The sequence below is a fragment of the Pseudomonas sp. GL93 genome (genome assembly GCF_003408955.1).
GTDB lineage: Bacteria > Pseudomonadota > Gammaproteobacteria > Pseudomonadales > Pseudomonadaceae > Aquipseudomonas > Aquipseudomonas paracarnis.
Window position 1 is genome coordinate 119000 of sequence record NZ_NKRF01000061.1, and the last position, 22623, is coordinate 141622.

General features: G+C 60.3%; 14 protein-coding genes and 3 pseudogenes. 6 read left to right on the plus strand and 11 right to left on the minus strand.

The genetic code is table 11. The annotated features are described in order from the left end of the window. Positions 1–46: 46 nt before the first annotated feature. From CER19_RS10670 to CER19_RS10685, 4 genes are all read left to right on the plus strand, one after another. Positions 47–2209: an outer membrane assembly lipoprotein YfiO gene (locus CER19_RS10670; RefSeq protein WP_116666390.1), complete on the plus strand. Its 2163-nt coding sequence runs from the start codon at positions 47–49 to the stop codon at positions 2207–2209. Beyond that, on the plus strand, positions 2206–2910 hold the full coding sequence (locus tag CER19_RS10675; protein WP_116666391.1) for a DUF3142 domain-containing protein: 705 nt from the start codon (positions 2206–2208) through the stop codon (positions 2908–2910). The genes CER19_RS10670 and CER19_RS10675 overlap by 4 nt, the downstream gene beginning before the upstream one ends. A 107-nt stretch (positions 2911–3017) precedes the next feature. Further along, complete coding sequence (locus tag CER19_RS10680; RefSeq protein WP_116666392.1) at positions 3018–3377, plus strand: helix-turn-helix transcriptional regulator; 360 nt, start codon at positions 3018–3020, stop codon at positions 3375–3377. Next, positions 3355–4575, plus strand: a complete 1221-nt coding sequence (locus CER19_RS10685; protein ID WP_116666393.1) for a type II toxin-antitoxin system HipA family toxin — start codon at positions 3355–3357, stop codon at positions 4573–4575. The genes CER19_RS10680 and CER19_RS10685 overlap by 23 nt, the downstream gene beginning before the upstream one ends. 76 nt (positions 4576–4651) lie before the next feature. Here the strand turns inward: CER19_RS10685 and CER19_RS10690 are convergent. Both CER19_RS10690 and CER19_RS10695 read right to left on the minus strand, forming a co-directional pair. After that, a pseudogene (locus tag CER19_RS10690) lies at positions 4652–5823 on the minus strand (TonB-dependent siderophore receptor); the annotation flags it as partial. Positions 5824–5986: 163 nt separating this feature from the next. Beyond that, positions 5987–7192, minus strand: coding sequence for an RNA-guided endonuclease TnpB family protein (locus CER19_RS10695; RefSeq protein WP_116666394.1), 1206 nt, complete (start codon positions 7190–7192; stop codon positions 5987–5989). Positions 7193–7269: 77 nt separating this feature from the next. Here CER19_RS10695 and tnpA point away from each other — a divergent pair. Next, a pseudogene (gene tnpA / locus CER19_RS10700) lies at positions 7270–7467 on the plus strand (IS200/IS605 family transposase); the annotation flags it as partial. A 75-nt stretch (positions 7468–7542) separates the two neighbouring features. Here tnpA and CER19_RS10705 read toward each other — a convergent pair. From CER19_RS10705 to CER19_RS10745, 9 genes and pseudogenes are all read right to left on the minus strand, one after another. Further along, positions 7543–8043, minus strand: a pseudogene (locus CER19_RS10705) (sigma-70 family RNA polymerase sigma factor); the annotation flags it as partial. Between the two features lie 74 nt (positions 8044–8117). Beyond that, positions 8118–9563, minus strand: a complete 1446-nt coding sequence (locus CER19_RS10710; protein WP_116666395.1) for an efflux transporter outer membrane subunit — start codon at positions 9561–9563, stop codon at positions 8118–8120. Continuing rightward, positions 9560–10618, minus strand: a complete 1059-nt coding sequence (locus tag CER19_RS10715; RefSeq protein ID WP_116666396.1) for an HlyD family secretion protein — start codon at positions 10616–10618, stop codon at positions 9560–9562. The genes CER19_RS10710 and CER19_RS10715 overlap by 4 nt, the downstream gene beginning before the upstream one ends. Before the next feature lie 15 nt (positions 10619–10633). Further along, complete coding sequence (locus CER19_RS10720; RefSeq protein WP_116666397.1) at positions 10634–12169, minus strand: MFS transporter; 1536 nt, start codon at positions 12167–12169, stop codon at positions 10634–10636. Between the two features lie 226 nt (positions 12170–12395). Further along, positions 12396–13316 carry a LysR family transcriptional regulator gene (locus CER19_RS10725; protein ID WP_116666398.1) on the minus strand — a complete coding sequence of 307 codons (921 nt, stop codon included), beginning with the start codon at positions 13314–13316 and terminating at the stop codon, positions 12396–12398. Positions 13317–13376: 60 nt separating this feature from the next. Continuing rightward, positions 13377–14249: a TauD/TfdA family dioxygenase gene (locus CER19_RS10730; protein ID WP_116666399.1), complete on the minus strand. Its 873-nt coding sequence runs from the start codon at positions 14247–14249 to the stop codon at positions 13377–13379. Between the two features lie 215 nt (positions 14250–14464). After that, positions 14465–15829, minus strand: coding sequence for an HlyD family type I secretion periplasmic adaptor subunit (locus tag CER19_RS10735; protein WP_116666400.1), 1365 nt, complete (start codon positions 15827–15829; stop codon positions 14465–14467). Next, on the minus strand, positions 15819–17975 hold the full coding sequence (locus CER19_RS10740; protein ID WP_116666406.1) for a type I secretion system permease/ATPase: 2157 nt from the start codon (positions 17973–17975) through the stop codon (positions 15819–15821). Before CER19_RS10740 ends, CER19_RS10735 begins: the two co-directional genes overlap by 11 nt. Positions 17976–18016: 41 nt before the next feature. Beyond that, positions 18017–19372: a TolC family outer membrane protein gene (locus CER19_RS10745; RefSeq protein ID WP_116666401.1), complete on the minus strand. Its 1356-nt coding sequence runs from the start codon at positions 19370–19372 to the stop codon at positions 18017–18019. Positions 19373–19708: 336 nt separating this feature from the next. Here CER19_RS10745 and CER19_RS10750 point away from each other — a divergent pair. Then, a partial coding sequence (locus tag CER19_RS10750) for a retention module-containing protein (RefSeq protein ID WP_133298327.1) occupies positions 19709–22623 on the plus strand: 2915 nt, incomplete at its 3' end.

Consider the following 22623-nt stretch of genomic DNA (forward strand, 5'->3'; position numbering starts at 1 on the left):
GGCTATTATTGCCCCTTCTCCAAGGACTCAGGATCAAGGAAACGTTATGCGCATCGGTTTGCTGTCACCTCTGGCCCTGGCCCTGCTGGCCGGTTTTTCCCTACCGGCCCAGGCCAGTTCTGACGACTCGTGCTACCCCGACTGGCGGGTATCGCGTGACAGCTACGAGCCGTGCAGCAACCAGCCGTTTCTCAGCCCTGGTAACGACAGCCGGGTGAACCTGCGCCTGTTGCTGGCCGACAAAAAAGCCGCGCCCCTGGCCCCCAATGCCTTAGGCGAAGACGATTTGGCGCAAGGGTTCGGCCCGGTGCCGTTTCCGGTGTACCGCCTGGTGCCGGTTCCGGCCACGAATGAGGAGCCTGACAACAAGGCTGACGATTCACGCACAGCCGAACTCGACACGCTGCTCCAGCCCCTGGGCATCAAGCGCGAGGAGTACAAGACCGCAGGCGAAGCCTTCCTGAATGGCGAAGGCAGCCGCTGCCGCAGCAATGACGATGACAGCGCCACGGCGTTTATCAGCCAGGTGATCAAGGCCCAGATGCCGCCCGCCGAGCGCGATGTGTTGGTAAAAGCACGCCTGCAGTTGCTGACCACCTGTGATTGGAGCCGTCAGGTAGTGGACGCGCAGCTGACCCCGTCGGCCAACGCCCAGTTGTTCCGCACCTATTTGCAGGCCGCCGGCGATTTCTATAGCGGGCGCTTCGATTATGCCGAGCGCGGGTTCGCCGCTGCTGCCACCAGCGATGTGCCATGGCTGAAGGAAACGGCACTGTACATGACTGCGCGTACGTCGCTGAATCAGGCCCAGGCCGAAGCATTCGACGAATACGGCATGCCGCAACGCGAGCATGTGGATAAGTCGGCCTTGAGCGATGCCGAAGAAGGTTTTCTCAGTTACCTGAAACATTATCCACAGGGCGATTACGTTGCATCCGCCCGTGGCCTGCTGCGCCGCGTGCATTGGCTGGCGAACGACGACGCCAAGCTTGCCGAAGACTTCACCTGGCAATTCACCGAGGCCACCGACGCCCAGCGCAATGTGAGCGTGGACGAACTGGTGGAAGAGGCTGACCTCAAGTTGTTGATGGTCGGCAACCAAGCGGCGAACAGCCCGATGCTGCAAGTGGTCAGCGACCTGATGGCGATGCGCGCTCACACCCCGCCGCTGTTGAGCCGCGAAGACCTGGATAAGCAAAAGAGCACCTTCGCCACTGAGCCGGCGCTGTTTGACTTCCTGCAAGCGAGCTATGCCCTGTACGTCGAACACCAACCCGACGCGGCCTTGAAGCACCTGCCGGCGGATGTGCCATCGAGCCTGGATTACTTCGCCTTCAGCCAACAGACCCTGCGCGCCCTCGCCCTGGAGGCCAAGCAGGACTGGAAGGCCGCCGAAGCCCTGTGGCTGCAACTGCTACCGCTGGCCAAGCAACCGCTGCAACGCGACCAACTGGAGCTGGCCCTGGCCATGAACTACGAGCGCAGCGGCCAATTGGCCAAGGTGTTCGCTGCCGACTCGCCGATCAGCGCCAAGCAAGTGCGCTACATCCTGCTGCGCAACGTCGCCGGCCCCGACCTACTGCGCCAGCAGATCGCCAACGCCAGCGACCCGATCGAGCGTCAGAGCGCGCAATTCGTACTCCTCTACAAAGACCTGCTGCGCGGCCAGTACGCCACCTTCGCCGATGACCTCAAGCAGGCCTCGCTCTCTGACGACAAACTCGGCACCAGCCTGGGCTACACCTATACCAGCGGCCAAACCTTGAAGCTGTTCCAATGGAACGGCGACAAGGCCGAATCCGGCTACGCCTGCCCAAGCATCGCGCAAACCGCGACGACCTTGCAGAACGAGGCCAAAAACCCGCACGCGCTGAACTGCTTCGGTGAATTCATCCTGCGCAACGGCCTGGACGGCATGCCGTTGGAACAACCGCGCGCCGCCGGCAGCCTGGGCAGTACCGACTCGGACTTCAAGGGTGAAACCTTCTCGCGCCTGGACGGCTACAAACAGGTGATCGCCAACGCCAAGGCGCCGAAAACCGACAAGGCCTACGCGTTGTTCCGCGCCATCAACTGCTACGCGCCGGCCGGCTACAACAGCTGCGGCGGCGAAGATGTTGCGCCAGCGGTGCGCAAAGCCTGGTTCCGCCAACTCAAAACCGGTTTTGCCGATACCCAGTGGGGCAAATCGCTGCAGTACTACTGGTGAAGTCGCTGTGGCTGGGCTTGTTGTTGCTGGCAAGCCCGGCTTTCGGCGCCGTCGACGCCCGCGACTATGACGCCTTCTGGCTGTGGAGTGGCGTCGCGCCCCAGCCGGTAATCAAGCAGGCAAAAACCCTGTACATCCTGCAAGGCCAGATCAACGCCACCCGCCGCGCTCCCCAGCGCGGCGTGCAATTGATCGCCCAAGGCATGAGCGTGCCGCGCCTTACCCAAGGCCACGTCTGGGTGGTGTACCGCGCCCACACCCTGCGCTGGCCGGAACGGGTCTACACCCAAGTGCTTGGCCAGGTGCAACGCTGGCGTGACGCCGGCAACCCGGTGATCGGTATCCAGATCGACTTCGATGCCCGCACCCAATACCTGCACGAATACGCCGACTTCCTGCGCGACCTGCGCCGACGCCTGCCTGCCGACCTGCGGTTAAGCATCACCGGCCTGATGGACTGGAGCAGCAACGCCGACCCGGCCGCCATCGCCCAGCTCAAAGGCGTGGTGGACGAAGTGGTGGTGCAGACGTATCAAGGACGGCACAGCATCCAGGATTATGCGGCGTACCTGCCACGAATGAACCGAATGGGAGTTCCGTTCAAGATCGGTTTGATTCAAGGCGGCGAGTGGGAGGCGCCAGGGTATTTGCAAGGGAATGAGTGGTTTCGGGGGTATGTGGTGTTTTTGCAGAACCCTTGAATCTTCCAAACATGGAAAAAACCGTCTATCAAACCGGTTTTCTTGCGTGTGGTCTTAGCGACTTGGATGATATAAGTTGCCCTTACTGCTTTAAGGGGTGATATATCATGCAGGAAATAGGCAAGCCATACCCCCACAAAGGGTATATCTCAGAGAGAAGCGCTGAACTGATGAGAGGTATCGGGAACGGTATCGAAATAGCCCGCATTCGTCGCCGGTTGAAAATCTCGACCATATGCAGCCGGGCGGGCATTACACGGCAGACGTATCAGCGGCTGAGACAGGGCGAGGCCGGCGTATCCCTCGGCGTGCTGATGAATGTGCTTAGCGCGATGGACCTGGAAGAAGGTATGGCGAGCATTGCGTCACCAGAACTTGACCTGGTTGGGATTACCATGAGCCTCGCCCGTGAGCCTGAGCGAATTCGCACTGAAGGAGAATCCGATGTCCTGGAAGCCGATTGGTAATGCCTTTGTCTTTTCAGCTCACTGCGTCGGTGACCCGGTCCCAGTGGGCGAAGTGGCCATGCATGGGAATGGATTCGTTTTTCGCTACGCTAACAGTTGGCTCGCGCGGCCCGACGCATTTGCGATTGACCCGCTTAGCCTGCCACTGACCCCTAACCAGTATTCCTCGACACGCATGTTTGGTGTGCTCGACGACGCAACGCCCGACAATTGGGGTCGGCGTGTTCTACTGGCGACCCACAAACAGCATCCACAAAACGAAGTTGAATGGCTCCTTGCTTCGCGGGGTGCGGGAGTGGGCTGCCTGCTGTTCAGTGCGTCAAGAAACCTGTTGCCGACTCTGCACCAACCCCCGCAATTTGAAGACCTTGAGAAAATCATGGTGGGCCTTGATCGAGTCGAGAAGGGTGACGTCGACCTGCCCGTGGAAATCGCACGGCTATTCGAGTTTGGAAGCTCCATGGGCGGCGCCAGGCCGAAGGTCACCGTGACTCACGAAGGCAAGGAATGGATCGCTAAATTCGGCCGTAGCGACGATGTTTTCGATCAACCACGTGCTGAATTTGCCAGCCTTCAAATGGCGGATGCGGCAGGTCTACCCGCAGCCGGGCACAAGTTGGTAGAGGTCGCCGGCAAACCGGTTTTGATGGTCGAGCGTTTTGACCGACATGAAGGCGCTGGTCGCGAGCACTATGTCAGCTGCAACTCTTTGGTAAGCACTGAGAAGCCGAGAATGCGGGTTGATGCGGCTGACGGTGCCGTTTCCTATTCCAGGATCGCCGATGTGTTGAAGAAGGTCTGCGACGATGCCACCTTTGACATGCGTGAGCTTTACAAGCGTATGGCCTTCAATGTGCTGATCGGCAATAGCGACGACCACCTGAAACAAACCGGACTGCTGTTGACCAGCGCCTCGGGCTATTCCCTTGCGCCAGTATTTGACGTGTTGCCCCACCCCACGCAACTAGGCTTGCAGGCGTTGATCATCGGGAATGAAGGCAGGGTATCGTCTGTCAGCAATTTGCTGAGTACGCCTGAACGCTTTGGGTTGGGGGCGGAGGAAGCAAGGTCCATCGTCACGGATATGTATGCCGTCGTGCGAGAAGCCTCCGGCTTTTTCGAAGCGGCAGGCTGTAGCGGTGCCGATGTGCGCATGCTTTCCAATGTGTGTACACGATTTGCAGCGGACCTGGTGTAGAGTCAAAGATCTCGGGCGGCAACAGAGCGCACCCTTGACGGGTGCGCGCCGCGGCAAATATCACGTAAACGCTTAGTTACCAATCGTACGTCAGGCTCGATACCACCGTGCGTCCTTCCCCGTAGTAGCAATCCAAATCACTGGTGCACTGCGAGACGTAGGTCTTGTTGGTGAGGTTCTGCACGTTCATCGCCAGTTTCACGCCCTTGAGCTTGAGCGGCGAGGCGCCCAGGTCGTAGCTCAGGCTCGCATCGTAGACGCTGTAGGACGGCACGTTGAAGGCGCCTTCGTAGTAGTCACCCAGGCTTTGACGGGCATAACGCACGCCAAGCCCTGCACCCAGCCCCGCCAATGGCGTGTCGCCGAGCACCGTGTAGTTGACCCACATCGAGGCGGTGAGTGGGGAAATGCCGGCCGGGTGGCGACCCTGGCGGCCGTCGTTGTCCTTGGTGTATTTGACATCATTGCGCGCGGCTGAGGCGACCACTTCCCAGGCGTCACTCAAGACGGCCTTGGCTTCCAGTTCAACCCCCCGCGAGCGCAGGGCGCCGCTTTGGGTGCTGAAGGTGGTGTCCACCGGGTTGGTGGTCAGCACGTTTTCCTGGTCCAGTTGGTACACAGAGGCCTGGATGAAGCTCTTCTGGCCCGGTGGCTGGTACTTCACGCCGACTTCGTACTGTTTGCCGGTGGACGGTTCGAAGGGTTTTCGGTTCGCATCGGTGCCGGCCAGCGGCAGGAAGGATTCCGAATAGCTGACGAAGGGCGACACGCCGTTATCGAACAGGTACACCAGGCCCGCACGGCCGGTGAACGCTTGGTCTTTACTGGCAAAGCGGGTGTCCTGTATCGGCTCCTTGTTCACCACATTCGCCCAGTCGTAGCGGCCACCGAGTACCAGCACCCATTTATCCAGCTTGATCTGGTCCTGCAGATACAGGCCGGTCTGGGTAATGGTGCGATCCCAGCGGTAGGGTTGACCGAAGTTCAAGCGCTGGCCGTACACCGGTTTGAACAGGTCGATGATCGGCGGGTTGCGGTCATACAGGCCATGGAACTGCGAGTTGGAATGGTAGTAGTCCAGGCCAACGATGAAGGTATGGGACAGCGCGCCCGTGTCGAATTCGGCTTGGGCGATGCTGTCCACGCCGAACACTTTGTTGGTCTGCGACCCGTCCACCCCAAAGCGTTGCAGGTAGCGCTGGTCTTGCACGCCCGTGACCGGGTTGGCGACGAGCGGTAACCGTGCATTTCGCCGCCCCATTGCAGCATCAGCCACTCACTGGCTTGCTCCACAATTGCCGGTGCGATGGGCGCATCGTGTTTCATTCTTCTTGATATCCTCCCCTACCTCTAGGACTGCTACGCAGTACCTCACCAGGCAAGCTGAAAAGGAAGGGGATTCCTACCGTGGTCAGCCTGTTAAGGGTGACTCACCTCGGTGGGTTCCTGCTGCTGACGGCCTGACAGCACCGTTCACTTCACAGGCGAACCGGGCGTATCCCGCCCTTAAAACATTGATCGCACCGACTACATCGGCGTTTTCTTCGAAACCACACTCGACACATAGGAACTGAGCCTGCGTCTGCCGGTTGTCCTTGCAGACATGAGCACAGCATGGGCAGGTCTGGCTTGTGTAGTGCGGCGGGACCGCAACGAGGTAGCCGCCATTCCACGCCAACTTGTAGTCCAGTTGCCGCCGAAACTCGAACCAACCTTGGTCAAGGATGGACTTGTTCAGGCCGGACTTGGCCCGAACATTCTTGCCGGGCTGCTCGCTGTCACCTGCCGCTGACTTGGACATATTCCTAACCTGCAAATCCTCGACACACACCATCGCGTGGTTTTTGCTGATGGTGGATGTGGTCTTGTGCAGGTAGTCACGGCGAGCGTTACCAATATGGCTGTGAATACGCTGGACGCGGGCTTTCGCTTTCTTCCAGTTGTTGCTGAATTTAACCTTATGGCTCAGCACTCGCTGCGCTTTGCGCCGGCGGCTTTCGTGTTGCCTGAAGCTGTTGAGCGGTTTGTAGAACGTACCGTCTGAGAGCGTGGCGAACCGGGTGATCCCCAAGTCGATGCCTACGGCATCGCCTTGTGGGAATGACTGTTCTACCTCGCGCTCCGTCTGGATACTCGCGTACCATTTGCCGCAAGACTGGCTAATGGTGATGTTCTTTGCCTTGCCCAGAAGGTCGCGACTGTTGCGGTAACGCATCCAGCCCAGCTTGGGCAGGAAAATACGATTGTTGCTTTCGTCGATCTTCATCCCTTGTGGGTAACGAAAACTGGCAGATTTCCATTTCTTTTTAAAGCGCGGAAACTCAGCTCGTTTGGCAAAAAAATTAGCGTAGCTACGTTCCAAATCTTTGAGTGTCTGCTGAAGCGCCTGAGATGGCGTTCCAGACAGCCAATGGGTTTCTGGATGATGTTTCCATTCAACCAATTGCTTGCATAGCCCGGCATAGCCGAGTTTTTTCTCACCCCGTTCGTAGCGTTCTTTCTGCAACGCCAGTGCCTTGTTGAAAACGAATCTGCACGAACCCGAAAAGCGGCGCATTTGCCGCTCTTGGCCACCATCTGGCATCAGTTCGTACTTAAAAGCCTGGAGTCGTTTCATCGCTCGACTATAGTTTGGTCCATGAGCAATAACCACGATATTGGACACGGCCGACACTGCACATTTTTACTGCATGTAAGCTCGCCGTCTCGGTGCTGATGAACAGCTTGAAAGGCGTCTCAAGCCGGATGGTTCGAAAAAAGCATTTTCAAACCATTCGCAAGAAGTTGTGGGAGGGAGCCCTATGGTCACCATCCTACTTCGCTGATAGCTGCGGTGGTGCTCCTATAGAAATCATTCGTCGGTACATCGAACAGCAGCAAACACCCCACTAAAAATCTAAAACAGGACGGCTCCGCCGTCCACGCTATCCATCCCTGCCCTGAAGGACGGGGCTTTCGCGCAAGCGGGTAGACCACCTGATAACAGGCGACGAGGGCCCGGGTCATGTACTTCTGCACCGAGCTGACGGTGACGCCCAGGCGCTCGGCGATTTGCGCATAGCTCAAGCCTTCGAACTGCGACAGCAGAAACGCACGGCGCACCTTGTCGGGCATGCGGTCGAGCATGGCGTCGATCTGCATCAGGGTTTCGAGAATGAGCGCACGGGTTTCCAGGGACGGCGACTCGGGTTCGGGCAGGTGCGCGATGCTTTCCAGGTAAGCGCGCTCGATACGCAGGCGGCGCCATTGGTCGATCACCAGGTTGCGGGCGATCTGCGCCAAATAGCTGCGGCTTTCCTTGTCACCCGGGAAACGACCGGAAACCAGCAGGCGCAGGAAGGTGTCCTGCGCCACGTCGGCGGCGTGTTCGCGGTCGCCTAGACGCTTTCGTAACCAGCCTTGCAGCCAGCCGTGATGGTCGCGGTACAGGATGTGAAGCTGTTGCTGGCCGTCAGTCGCGATGCCCATGAAAAGCTCAGAAGTGTTATTGAGAGCAATTATCATTACATCTTATTTGGCGACTGACAAAAACTCTTTGTCGCTCAGCGCCCAGCGGTCTGCAACGGGTACACCGACTCCCACCCTCCTCCCAGCGCTTTGTACAGCCCGACCATGGCCAATGACACGCCGGTGGAACTCTCCACCCACTGTTCCTGGGTCGCCAGCAACGCGCTCTGCACGGTGAGTACGTTGACGAAATCCGCCACGCCTTCGACGTACTGGTGCTGTGCGGTGGTGAGGGCGATCTGGTTCTGGCGCACGGCTTCAGCCAGGCTGTCACGGCGCAGTTGGCTGGCGTTGTAGCGGGTCAGCTGGTCGTCGATTTCATGCCAGGCACGCAGCACGGTTTGCTGATAGGCCAGCGCCGCCTCCTGTTGCTGGGCCTCCCGTAAATCCACCATCCCTTGCAGCCGTCCGCCGTTGAACAGCGGCAGGCTCAACTGCGGGCCGAAGGCAAAGGCGCGGGAACCCCAGGAACCGAAATCCGAGAGCTGCATGGCTTGGGAACCCAGGCTGCCAGACAGAGTGATGCGCGGGTAAAAGTCGCCCTTGGCCACGCCGATGCTGGCAGTGGCGGCGTGCAGGCGCGCTTCGGCCTGGCGGATGTCGGGGCGGCGTTCGGCGAGTTCCGAGGGTAGGCCGATCGCGACCTGGCGCTGGGTTTGCGGCACAGGGGCGTCTTTGGACAGCTGCGCGTACAGCGCCTGGGGTGGCTCGCCCATCAGCAGGCTCAGGGCGTTGATCAACTGGTCCTGACGCTGCTGCAAATCCGGCAGGCGCGCTTCAATTGCCGCGACCTGAGCGGCGGCTTCGGCCACATCCAGGTCGGTGGCCACGCCGTCGGCCAACCTCAATTGCGAGAGTTTGAGGCTGTGGCGAGCAACGTCGAGGTTTTGCTCGGTGACAGCGCGGGTGTTTTGGACACCGCGCAGTTGGATATAGTCCTGGGCAGTCTCGGCCAGCACCGACAACAACACGGCGCGACGGTCATTTTCGGCAACTTCCAGCGTGGCGTCGGCGGCCTCAGTCTCGCGCTTTACCCGGCCCCAGAAGTCCAGCTCCCAGGATGCCGAAAAGCCCATGTCCCATTGGTTGAAGGCCGAGCGGCCGTTCTCGCCGGAAGGATCGTTCAAGCCTTTGCCGCTGTTGCGCTTGCGTTGGTAGGCACCGCCGGCATCGATGTTGGGGTAGCGCTCGGCCGTGCTCACCTGGCGGATCGCGCGGCTTTGTTGCAGGCGACTGCTGGCTAGTTTCAGGTCAAGGTTATCGTTGAGGGCGCGACGCGTTAGGGCTGAGAGCTGCGCATCGTGGAACACGTCCCACCAGCGCTCCTGCAAAGGGTCGCTGACGGCGCGGCTGGCGGCCTGGCGACCCTGGGGTTCGCTCCACTGATTGATCTGCCGGCCCTGGGGCCGCTGGAAATCCGGGCCGACGGTGCAGGCACTCAGACTGATCAGGCTCAAGGTGAGCCAGGCGAGGTGTCTCATTGCTGGGCCACCTCACGTTGTTGCGCGACGGGCCGGGTATCGACGCTGGCTTCCACCGACATGCCAACACGCAGGCGCTCGGTCAGTGGCTGGTTCGGCTCAAGCACGATCTTCACCGGAATACGCTGCACCACCTTGGTGAAATTGCCGGTGGCGTTGTCGGGCTTGACCGAGGCAAAGGTCACCCCCGTGGCTGGCGCCAGGCTTTCCAGATGGCCTTTGAGCAGTTCTCCGTCAAGGCTGTCGACGCTGACTTGCACCGCTTGCCCCGCGTGCATATGCGACAGTTGCGTCTCTTGGAAATTGGCCACCACATAGGCTTCAGACAGCGGCACGACCGCAAGGATTTTACTGCCCGGTGTCACATAGGCGCCGACTCGCACCGCACGTTCACCGACCATGCCGTCCACCGGTGCGACAATGCGCGTGTAAGACAGCTGATAACTGGCCATTTCCAGCGCGGCCTGGGCGCGCTTGAGTCCACCTTCGGCGGCGTCACGCTGGGCGGTGAGGATCTCCACCTGCTTGCGTTCGGCGGCCAGCACGGCGGTGGATTTGGCCAGGCGCGCGGTAGCCTGGTCGATGCGAGTCTTGGCTTGCTGGGCGTTCTGCACGGTGCCCGCACCGACGCCGGCGAGGTGGTTGTAGCGGTTCAGTTCATGTTCGGCGAAGGCGACTTCGGCGCGATCTGCTGCGACGGTGGCCTGGGCCTGGGCGATCACCGAGCTTTGACGCTCCAGGGTCGCGCTGGCGTTTTTCAGCTGGGCCTGGGCGACCAGGGTGTCGGCATCGGCGGCCTGGGCGGCGGCGCGAAAATCGCGGTCGTCGATCAACGCCAGCAGTTGCCCGGCTTTGACACGCTGGTTGTCTTCCACCAGCACTTCCTTGATGAAACCGGCAACGCGGGGGGCGACCAGGGTGAAATCAGCCGCGACGAAGGCGTCGTTGGTGCTCTGGTGCTTGCTGCCCAGTACGCCCGGGGCGACCAGGTAAACCAGCACGCCGACGGCAAATACAGCAATAACGGAGACGGCAATTTTGTCTTTGCGTTTCATGGAAAGTCCTTGTGGTCAGGCCGGAGCGCGAGGCGGATAGATCCGCGTGGGCATCCAGAAAATCAGCAGGATCAACGCCACCGCGACACCGGCCATGACGACGTAAAGATCCGAAGAGGTCAGCACCACGGTCTGCTCGTGCACGCGGTGGGCGAGGCCCGGCGCGTCAGCGTCGGCAAGGGGCGAATTGCCCAGGCGGTCCACCAACATGGTTGAATGAAAATGCCCGCGCTGGGTGGTCAATGTATCCAGCACCGCAGTGGCGATCACAGCGGCCAGGCCCTTGACGGTGTTGAACCAGGCCGAGGCAAACGGCCCTTCGATGGGTTGAATACTGCCGGTGGACAGCATCAGCAGCGGCAACACGGCCATCGGCTGGCCGAAAATCTGCAGCAGGTACCAGCCATAAAAGTCGTCACGAATCCACGCCGAAGTCAGGTGTGAACTGCCGATGCAGCACAGCACCAACATGCTCAGGCCAATGCCCAGCACCCAGCGGCAATCGACCCAGCGCAGGTTGCACAGCGCCGCCACCAACGGCAACGCGATCAATTGCGGCAACGCCATCAGCAGCATCACCGGCGCGGTTTGCAGCGGCCGGTAGCCCTGGACCTGGGCGAGAAAACTCGACGGGATGATGATCACCGAGGTCAGCACCATCAGCACGCCGGCCAGCACGATCAGGGCGAAGGCCAGGTTGCGCAGGCCGAGCATCTGCAAGTTGAAGAAAGGCAGTGGCTGCGACCATTCGTTGAGCATGAACAGCACCAGCAACACTGTGCCGCCACACAGCAGGAAGGTAATCAGGCCCGATTCGAACCAGTCCAGGCGATTGCCCTGCAACAAGCCGATCACCAGCATGCAAATCGCCGGGAAGCCCAGCAGCAGGCCGCGCCAGTTGAACTGTTTGAAACGCTCCAGGCGCAGCGGATCCTGCGGTATGCCATAGGCCACGGCGCCCATCGCCAGCAGGCAGGGCCCGACGATTTGCCAGAACGCCCACTGCCAACCGACGTATTCGGTCCACAACGCCGCCAGCGGGGTGCCCAGGCTTGGGCCGAAGGTGGCGGTCAGGGCGTAGCCGGCCAGGCCATACAGCTTGACGTTGGCCGGCAAAAAACGCAGCGCTACGGTCATCAGCATCGGCGGCAGCGCGCCACCGGCCAGGCCTTGCACGGTACGCAGCAGCAACAGGCTTTCGTAGTTCGGCGCGAACGGGCAGAGGATGCCCAGCACGGTGAACAAGCCGATGGCGCACAGCGTGAAACGACGCAGGGAAAACGTCACCGAACACCACGGCGCAAACGCCATGGCCGCCACGGAAGTGGCGGTGTAGGCGGCGACCAGCCAGGTGCCTTCATCAAAGCCGATGTATAGCGCACCACGGATATCGGCGAGAGCAACCTTGGTGACCATCTCGTTGAGACCGGAAACCAGCACCGCCAGCAACACGCCGAGCAAGCCGATGATGATGCGCGGGCCGAACACGGGTGGGCTCAGGGCCGTAGGTTTGGCTGCGGCCTGGAGGACGGGAGCAGCGAGGGACGTCATGAACAGGTAACTCGGAATGAGAAATACCTGAGCAGTTTAATCAGGCACTCTCATGACAAAAAGTTACTTGTTGGCAGGTTATAAGTGCGCTAGACGCAACTTTGAACATCAACACTGAACCCTGTGGGAGCTGGCTTGCCTGCGATAGCGCCAGCTCAGTAACAGATTCAGTGACTGACACGCCGCCTTCGCAGGCAAGCCAGCTCCCACATTAATTGCGTTGGCTTTATACCGGTTGGGCTTCAAGCCACGTGGCATGACAGCTCTCGCGCATGGTTTCACGCAGCCATTTGTGCGCCGGGTCTTTGTCGAAGCGTGGGTGCCAGGATTGGGCCAGGACCAGGGTTTGCAGTGGAATCGGCAAGGCAAATGCGCGCAGTGGCAGGTTCAGACGCTTGGCGCTCAGGAGGGCTTCCTTGGGTACCGGCAGCAGCAGGTCGGAATCGGGCAGCATGAACATCGCACCGTGAAAGCCTGGGGCGATCATGGCCACACGGCGCTCCAGGCCTTGAGCATTCAACGCGGTATCGATGGGCCCACGGGCGATGCCGCGGCGCGAGATGCTGATGTGGGAATAGCTGGCAAAGCGTGCCGCCGTGATTTCTTCGTCGAACAGCGGGTGGTCTTGCCGTGCCAGGCCGACAAAGGTGGTGGAGAACAGGTTCTGCACTTTCACCTCCGGGCTGGCCGGCATGGTGTTGCTCAACCGCAAGTCCAACCGCCCTTCGCGCAGGGCTTCATCGTCGGTGTCGCCCTCGGGTACGAAACGCAGCTCGCACAGCGGCGCCACGCGCTCCATGGTGTCGAACAGTCGCCCGCCATACACGCCGATGAAAAAGTCATTGGCGCGTACACTGAAACGACGGCGCAAGGTGCTCAAATCGACTTGGTCCGCCGAACGGAACAACAACGCAGCCTGCTCCACCACATTGCGCACCTGGCCTTGCAGCTCAAGCGCCTTGGGCGTCGGCACCAGGCCACGGCCGGCACGTACCAGGATCGGGTCACCGACCGCTTCACGAATACGCGTGAGGGTGCGGCTCATGGCGGCCGGGCTGAGGTTCATCCGCCGCGCCGCGCCCACCACACTGCCCTCGTCGAGCAACGCGTCGAGGGCGACCAGCAGATTCATGTCCGGTAGTTGCATGCCAAGCACTCGTGGTCCGTTGGGAGTGAACTGGGCGCAATCCTAGCAGGCTTTATCGGGTTAGAAAGGCGCATCCCCCTGAATAGTGGTACGGAACAATTTGCGCCGCAGGTGGCTTGGGCAACCAGCGGCCAGGTGGATCAGCGAGCGGTTGTCCCAGAACACCAGGTCGTGGGGCTGCCACTGGTGGCGGTAGATGTTTTCCGGCAGCACGCTGTGGGCGTACAGCTGGGCCAGCAGGTCGCGGCTTTCGTCATCGGGCAGGCCGACAATACGGGTGGTGAAGCCCTCGCTGACGAACAGCGCCTTACGGCCGTTTTCCGGGTGGGTGCGCACAACGGGGTGCACCACTTCGGCAACCTGGGCGAGCTGTTCCGGGGTAAGGGTTGGGCGCCAGTTGCCTTCGAATTTGGTTTCGCTGTAGCGCGCCGTGTAGGAATGCGCGGCACTGCGGCCTTCGACGGCGTTGCGCAGGTGGCCTGGCAGGTGCTCCCAGGCTTTGTGCATGTCGGCGAACAGGGTGTCGCCGCCTTCAGATGGCAGTTCCTGGGCATGCAGCATCGAACCCAGGCTGGGCAGTTCTTTGTATGACAGGTCCGAATGCCAGAATTTGCCCGCATCCCCCAGGCCGATGGATTGGCCGTTCTCGATGATGTTGGAGACGATCAGGATTTCGGGGTGGTTGGCCAACAGGAACTGCTTGAGCACATGGATCTGCAACACGCCGAAACGGCGGCTGAAGGCGATCTGTTGTTCGGGGGTGATGCGTTGGTCGCGGAACACGATGACGTGGTGGTCCAGGTGTGCGCGGTGGATGCGGGTGAAGTCGTGGTCGTTGACTGGGCGGGATAAGTCCAGGCCTATGATCTCGGCGCCGACACTGCCGGGGAAGGGGCGGATGTCGAAGGTTTGGGGGGCGGTGGTGGCAGACATTTGATTCATTCCCAGCGGACAGGGGAGTGAATTTATAGGCATAAGGATGGAAGCTTAAATACCGTTAGCGCATATGGATATGGCGTTTGGTTTGAGCTGTAGAGTGAGGCTGACGGCCTCATCGGGGGCAAGCCCCCTCCCACATTTTGATTTGTGAACACATTCCAATGTAGGAGCTGGCTTGCCTGCGATGAGGTCGGTACAGGCGCTGAAGATCAACGCTCGTGCAAAGCCTCGGCCCGCGCTTTGATGATCGGCTTGAGCAGGTAGCTGAGGATGCTTTTCTTGCCGGTGATGATATCCACCGAAGCAACCATGCCGGGGATGATCAGCAGCGGCTTCTCATCGGTGCCCAAGTGGCTGCGGTCGGTGCGCAGAGTGATCATGTAGTAGGTGGTCTTCTTGTCTTCATCAGTGATGGTGTCGGCACCGATGCGTTCGAGCTTGGCCTTCAGGCCACCGTAGATGGTGTAGTCGTAAGCGGTGAACTTGACCACCGCTTCCTGCCCTGGGTGCAGGAAGGCGATGTCTTGCGGGCGGATCTTGGCTTCTACCAGCAGGGTGTCATCCAGCGGCACGATTTCGACCATGTCGCTGCCCGGCTGGATCACGCCGCCAACGGTGTTGACCAGCAACTGCTTGACGATCCCGCGCACTGGCGAGGTAACCAGGGTGCGGCTGACCCGGTCTTCCAGCGCGCGGCCAGTGGACTCGGCCTTGTTCAGTTCAGTACGGGCTTCGTTGAGTTGGGTCAGGGCTTCGCTGCGGAATTTGCCGCGGGTTTCATCGATCTTGCGTTGCACTTCCTTGATCGCCGATTCAGCACGCGGGATCGCCAGGGTGGTGGCGTCCAACTGCCCGCGGGTTTCCATTTCGGCGCGCTTGAGGCGCAGCACTTCTACCGGCGACACCGCGCCCTGGGCCACCAGCGGCTCGGACATGTTGATTTCCTGGCGTTGCAGGGACAACTGGCTGCGGTATTGGCCCTGCTTGGAGGTGAACTCGCGCAGTTCCTGTTGGCGCTGTACCAGTTGCTCCTGCAAGCCGCCGACTTCATCCTTCAACTGCTGGCGGCGGCTTTCATACAAGGAGCGCTCGTTAGCGGCCTGGCTCGGCGCGGCCTTTAGCACCTCGTCAGGGATGTTCAGCGGGCGGTCATCCACCTGCGCGCTCAAACGCTCGACGCGCAGTTGCATGGCCAGGCGCAGGGCTTCGGTTTCCCCGGCGTTGGAGACAAACCGCGTGTCGTCGAGGCGAATCAACGGCGCGCCGGCCTCTACGATCTGGCCTTCCTTGACGTACAACTCGGCGACGATACCGCCTTCCAGGTTCTGGATTTTCTGCAATTTGGACGACGGAATCGCCTTGCCGTCGCCACGGGTCACTTCGTCGATCTGGGAGAAACCGGCCCACACCACCAGGAACACAAAGAACGCGATGATTGCCCAGATGGTCAGGCGGATGACCCTTGGCGCATCTTCGATCAGCGCCTTGTTGACCTCGGGCAGCGGCTGGCCCTGCAGCGAATCGGAGCCTTTGAAGTAACGGCCGACTGCACTCTTGATGGAGTTAAGCAACACTGATCTGCCCCTTCTTCAACGCTTCCATGACCACGGCTTTGGGGCCGTCCGCGAGAATCTGCCCACGGTCGACCACCAGCAGGCGGTCGACCAGGGAGAGCAGTGAGGCTCGGTGCGTGACCAGCACAACCGTCTTGTTTTGCACCACGGCTTGCAGGCGTTGCTTCAAGCGTTCTTCACCGGTGTTGTCCATGGCGCTGGTGGGTTCGTCCAGCAGCAGCATGGGCGGGTTGAGCAGCAGCGCACGGGCCAGGGCAACGTTCTGGCGCTGGCCGCCGGACAGGTTCTGCCCACGCTCGCCGACTTGCAGTTCGTAGCCTTGGGGATGCAGACGGGCAAATTCGTGCACGCCGGCCAGCTCGGCGGCTTGCAGGACCATTTCATCCTCGACGTAGCGCGCACCGCTGACCAGGTTGTCGCGCAGGGTGCCGGCCAGCAATTGAATGTCTTGGGCGACATAGCCGATGTTATGGCGCAGCTCGCTCACGTCGATCTGGCGCACGTCCACGCCGTCCACCAGCAAGGAGCCGGAGTCGGGCTGGTAAAGGCCTACGATCAGCTTGGCCAGGGAGCTTTTGCCCGAGCCGCTGCGGCCGATGATGCCGATTTTTTCCCCTGGTTTGATCACCAGGTTGATGTTTTTCAGCGCCAGGTTCTGCTGGTTCGGGTAGGTGAAGTTCAGGCCCCGGCACTCGATGGCGCCTTGCAGGGTGCGACGGCTCATGGGGCGCTCTTCGAAGTTGCGCTCCTGGGGCAGCTCCATCATCTGGTCCACCGAGGTCATGGTGACCTTGGCTTGCTGGTAGCGCGTCAGCAGGCCCGACAGCGAGGCCAACGGGCTCAAGGCGCGGCCACTGAGCATGTAGCAGGCAATCAGGCCGCCCATGCTGAGGTTGCCGTCGATGATCTGGTACACGCCGAACACGATCATGATTACGCCAGCCAGTTGCTGGATCAGCAGGGTCATGTTCATCGACAGGCCCGACAGCAACTTCACCCGCAGCTCAAGCCGACTCAGGGTGCCGATGGTCTGTTCCCAGCCGTACTGACGCTCGCTCTCGGCATTGTTGACCTTGACCGCATCGAGCCCGGCGAGGGTTTCGATCAGGCTCGACTGGCGCTCGGCGGCCAGCGCCATGGTGCGCTCCATGGTCGCGACCAGGGGCCTCTGCAAGGCGTAGCCGATGCCCAGGGCGAGCGGGAACGCCAGCACCGGGATCCACACCAGATGCCCGCCGAGGATGGCGATGACCAGGAAGATCAGCAGCGTAAACGGCAGGTCGATCAGGCTGGTGAGGGTCAGCGACGCGAGGAAGTCGCGCAGGCTTTGAAACTCGTGGATGTTCTGCGCGAAGCTGCCGACCCGCGCTGGGCGGTATTTCATGGACATGCCGACGATGCGCTCGAACAGCGTGGCCGAGATGATCAGGTCGGTTTTTTTACCGGCCAGGTCCAGGCACAGGCTGCGCAGGCTCTTGAGGATCAGGTCGAACAGGTAGGCACCACAGATGCCCACGGCCAACACCCACAGCGTGGCAGTGGCCTGGTTCGGCACGACGCGGTCGTACACGTTCATCACGAACAGCGGCGCGGCCATGGCGATGATGTTGATCAGGAAGCTGGCGGCGATGGCGTCGGTGTAGAGCCAGCGTGAACGCATGAGGGTGTCACGGAACCACGAGCGCGCCCGCGGAATCAGGCTGCCGTGGTTGACGTCGAACTTGTGCTGCGGCTGTGCAAAGAAGACTTTGCCGATGTAGTCGTCGGCCAGTGCTTCGCGCTTGATCAGCACTTCACCGCCGTCGCTTTCGCTGAGCAGGATCCGCGCTTGATCTTCGCCCTCCCAGCCCACCAGCACGGTACTGCGACCGTCCTTGAGCAACAGCAGCGCCGGCAGTGCAATGGTCGGGATCTGTTCCAGCTTGCGTTGCAGCAGCCGGCCTTGCAACCCGGCACGCGCAGCGGCACGCGATAGCAACTCGGCACTCAACCGTTGCGAAGGCAACGGCAGGCCGGTGGTGAGCATGGCCGCACTGGCCGGTTTTTGATGCAGGGCGCAGAGCGCCAACAACCCGTCGAGTAACGGGTCGTCGTGCAGTGCGCGTGGATCATGACTGAGATGAACTCGACTGACTTCAGGTTCCACGCGCGGCACTCTCGACTAACAGATGGGGCTATTGGGGTGGCTCAATTCATCCCAGGCAGTTGGACTTTAGGTTTCACGTCGTTCTGCACGACGGAGGCCATTGGTGCAACCACTCCCTGGCTCTTGAGCAATTCGCCCATGGTCGCCTTGATTCGGTACTGAGTAAATAACTGAATGTTCTTGATTTCTTCCAGGCGGCGGGAAGCGGTGAACAATTCATTTTCGCTGTCGAGCAAATCCAACAGGGTACGTTGACCAAGGCTGAACTGTTGCTGGTAGGACGTACGTACGCGGGTGCTGTGATCCACGTACTGCTGGGCAACCGGCAATTGCGCGTTGGCGTTGTTCAGGGCGTTCCAAGCCAAGCCTAGCTCTTCATTGAGTTGGCGCAAGGCGTTGTTGCGAATGTCCAGCGCCTGGTTGGCCTGGTAGGACTTCGACTGCAGGTCGGCCTTGTTGCTGCCACCGGCGAACAGGTTGAAGCGCATGCGCACCATGGCTTCCCAGCCATTGCTGTGGTTGGGGTCACCGGAGACGTTGTTGTCAGCGTTGGTGCCCAGTTCAGCGTCAAAGCGTGGGTAGAAGGTGGATTTGGCGGCGTCGTACTGCTTCTCGGCGGCAGAAATATCCGACTCGGCCGAGCGCAGGATCGGGCTGTTATCGAGCATCTGGCGACGGGCTTCATTCAGGTCTGCCGGCAGCATGGCCATGAACGGGGCCGGACGCTCGAGTTCGTCGGGCATCTGGCCGACGGCGCTGAGGTAGTTGACCTGCGCATCGGCCAGGTTGGTCTGCTCGGTGATCAAGTTGTTACGGGCCTGGGCCAGGCGGGCTTCAGCCTGGTCCTGGTCGGCACCGTTGCCGACGCCGCGCTCGGTGCGCAACTTGATCTGGTCGTAGATGCGCTCGTGGTTGCGCAGGTTGTCTTCGGCCAGGCGTACGAACTCACGACGGGTCAATACTTCCAGGTAAACCTGGGCAACGGTCAGCGCGGTGCGCTCGGAAGTCCCGAGCAAAGAGTAAGCGCGGGAATTAACGTTGGCTTGTTGACGCCCGACTTCGCTGGAGGTGGCGAAACCGTCAAAAATCATTTGCTGCAGACGCAGGCTGGATTCGCCGCGATTGAGCGTGTCCCAGTGATTGCCGCCAGGGTTGTTGGCGCGGGTGGTGGCGTTGTCGGTTCCTTGGCGGCCGTAACCGGCGTTCAGGTCAACACGCGGCAGGTAGCCACCTTGTGCGGCGCGCAATTGGTAATCGGCGGCGATGCGGCTGTTAACACCCGCCTGGATTTCCGGGTGTACATCCAATGCCTGTTGCATGGCTTGGGGCAGTGTCTGGGCTTGTACGAAACTGGCGGCGAGAGCGAACGGTATTGCCTTGAACAGGTGCAGACGCATTTAAAATTTCCCCAAGACTTCTTGTCTTAAATCACAGCGTTTAGCACCGCTGCGTCGGATAATGGCTACCGTAATGACCGTACGTCGGAAAGTTCGAAAAGCGGAACTGCTTCACACATGTAGGACGGTTCGCCGCATAAATATCAATGTGACATTACTAGGGCGATTGTTTAGGATGGCGACCATAAGGTCAATAGTTTGGCACAAACTAGATAGCTAAAAAATCCAGCCAAATATTTGACGTCAATGCATTTATAGACTACGCCCCCAGATTGGCAGCGCTAATAGTGTGCTGCGAAATGGATTTGTCGAAACGGATCGCCGGAGAAAATTTTAATGAGCAGTGTTGTTGCCACCGTCAAAAGCATTGTTGGTCAAGTTTTCGTAATTTCTCCGGAAGGTACTCGTCGCGTCCTCGTAGAAGGTGATCGCCTGTTCGCGGGCGACCAGATCGACACCGGTATGTCGGGCGCCGTGAGCCTGGAACTGGCCGACGGTCGCATCCTGGACCTGGGCCGTGACACCCAGTGGAGCGCCGATATGCCGGACTCCACCGCCGACCTGGCAGCGGCCAGCGAGCAAGCCGCGCCATCGGTGGCCGAGCTGCAACAAGCCATCGCCGCCGGCGCCGACCCGACCACCGACCTGGAAGCCACTGCCGCAGGCGCAAACGCTGCCGGCAACGGCGCCGCCGGAGGTGGCCACAGCTTTGTGGTGCTGGATGCGACCGCCGGCCGTGTAGACCCGACCATCGGCTTCCCCACCGCACCTATCGGCCAAGGCACTTCGGCACTCAACGCCCTGAGCGGAGCACCAGGCTCGGCGGACTCGGGCAACCAAGTGCTGCAGCCTTCGACCTTGACCCTGAGCGCGACGCCAACCATCACCGAAGCGGGCGGCCTGCTGACCTACACCGCCACGCTGACCCGGCCTTCCACCAGCGATCTGAACGTCACCTTGAGCAATGGCTCGGTGATCACCATCAAGGCGGGCCAGTTGACCGGCACCGTGAATGTACCTCTGGCCCCTAATGACAGCCCGTACATCGACCCGGGCCAGATCAGCGTCGGCGTTACCGGTACCACCGGCGGCGGCAACCTGGTATTAACCATCGACCCTAACCCGGCCGTGACGCAGATCACCGATACCATCGACACCACCACGGTCACTCTGACCGCTGGCTCGACCGTCACCGAAGGCGGCCAGATCACCTACACCGCCACGCTGACCAACCCGGCACAAACCCCGGTGAACGTCACCTTGAGCAATGGCTCGGTGATCACCATCAAGGCGGGCGAGTCGACCGGCACCGTTGTGGTCGATACTCCGGCCAACGACGTTTACAACAACGGTTCGACCGTCAGCACCACCATCACTGGTGCAACCGGCGGCAACTTTGAAAACCTGGTACCGAGCACCACGCCTGCGGTCACCACCATTACCGATTCGGTCGACACCACCACCGTTACCCTGACAGCCAACGGCAACGTGACCGAAGGCGCCCAGATCACCTACACCGCCACGCTGACCAACCCGGCACAAACCCCGGTGAACGTCACCTTGAGCAATGGCTCGGTGATCACCATCAAGGCGGGCGAGTCGACCGGCACCGTTGTGGTCGATACTCCGGCCAACGACGTTTACAACAACGGTTCGACCGTCAGCACCACCATCACTGGTGCAACCGGCGGCAACTTTGAAAACCTGGTACCGAGCACCACGCCTGCGGTCACCACCATTACCGATTCGGTCGACACCACCACCGTTACCCTGACAGCAGGTTCGAACGTGACCGAAGGCGGTCAGATCACCTACACCGCCACGCTCACCAACCCGGCACAAACCCCGGTGAACGTCACCTTGAGCAATGGCTCGGTGATCACCATCAAGGCCGGCGAGTCCGTCGGCAGCGTGGTCGTAGACACGGCGGCCAACGATGTCTATGTCAACGGCAGCACGGTCAGCACCACCATTACCAGCGCGACTGGCGGCAATTTTGAAAGCCTGGTGCCGAGTACCACACCGGCAGTCACCACGATCACCGATTCGATCGACACCACCACCGTGACGTTGACTGCGCCGACCGAGGCGAATGAGGGCGGGCAAATTACGTACACCGCTACGCTTTCCAACAAGGCGGGTACCGACGTTACGTTGAAGCTGGATAACGGTTCTTCGATCACGATCAAGGCAGGCGACACTGTTGGCACCGTGACCGTGCCTGCGCCGACTGATGACGTGTTTATCGACAAGAGCACCCAGACAGTCAAGATCACCGAGACTACTGGCGGCAACTTCGAGAAGCTGGAAATTGCAGGCAACGGTGCGACCACCACCATCAACGACACTATCGATAAGGTCGATGTGGTTCTGACTGCCACCACCACCGTCGGCGAAGGCGGCACTATCGTTTACACCGCCAGCCTTGTGGATAAAAACGGTGCGCCGGTGACTAACATCACCAACCCGCTCACCGTTACGCTGGATAACGGTCAGACCATCACCATTGGTGTGAATCAGTCGAGTGGCACCGTTACCAACGTCGCCCCGGATGATGTCTACAAAGGCGACCAGACCGTCACTACTGCTATCAGCGGCGTGACCGGTGGCGAGCACTTTGAAAATCTGGTTCCAGGTACCGATAAAGTCACTACAACTGTAACGGACACTCCGGGTACCGATAACACCACCACTGTGACACTGACCGCCCCCTCTGAAGCAAATGAAGGTGGCCAGATCACCTATACCGCGACCTTGAGCAATAAGGCCGGTACTGACGTCACGTTGAAGTTGGATAACGGCTCTTCAATCACCATCAAGGCGGGTGACACTGTCGGCACTGTAACCGTGCCTGCGCCTACCGATGACGTGTTCATCGATAAGAGCACGCAGACCGTTCAAATCACCGAAACCACAGGTGGCAACTTCGAAAAACTGGAAGTTGCGGGCAACGGTGCGACTACCACGTTCAACGACACCATCGATAAGGTCGATGTAGTTCTGACTGCCACCACCACCGTCGGCGAAGGCGGCACTATCGTTTACACCGCCAGCCTTGTAGATAAAAACGGTACACCGGTGACTAACATCACCAACCCGCTCACCGTTACGCTGGATAACGGTCAGACCATCACCATTGGTGTGAATCAGTCGAGTGGCACCGTTACCACGGTAGCGCCGGATGACGTCTACAAGGGCGACCAGACCGTCACCACCGCTATCAAGGGTGTGACCGGTGGCGAGCACTTTGA